Origin of the sequence: Chryseobacterium sp. SIMBA_029 (assembly GCF_046535275.1) — a bacterium.
Classification (GTDB): Bacteria; Bacteroidota; Bacteroidia; order Flavobacteriales; family Weeksellaceae; genus Chryseobacterium.
Genome location: NZ_JAWRXA010000158.1, coordinates 1 through 309, shown reverse-complemented (window position 1 = coordinate 309; position 309 = coordinate 1). Strand labels below are relative to the sequence as shown.

Sequence of the window (309 nt, the reverse complement as noted above, 5' to 3'; positions counted from 1 at the left end):
AAGAGTGAGATTCCAATATCAGGAAGACCTGTGGCCAACGATATTGGAACATCGGAATACTGGGACATCGAAGCCATCGAAGGCGAGGCTATCGGAGTAGTTACCACATCTTCCACGTTCGATTGTGCATATGCTTCCTGTGTTCCAAGAATCAGAAAAAGGGAAAGTAGACCAATTTTTATATTATTTATTTTCATTATTTATTTCTTAATCAGTTTTGCATTTGCTGTTTTATTCGTATCTGTCTTAACTACCACCAGATAAGCTCCCTGAATCAAATTCTGAGTATTGATTTTAGTGATTTTGTTT

General features: G+C 36.9%; 1 protein-coding gene. It reads right to left on the bottom strand.

Features of this window, described 5'->3' with window-relative positions:
• The coding region (locus SB679_RS23625; RefSeq protein ID WP_410704702.1) for a hypothetical protein at positions 1 to 197 on the bottom strand (197 nt) is incomplete at its 3' end.
• Positions 198 to 309: the final 112 nt, after the last annotated feature.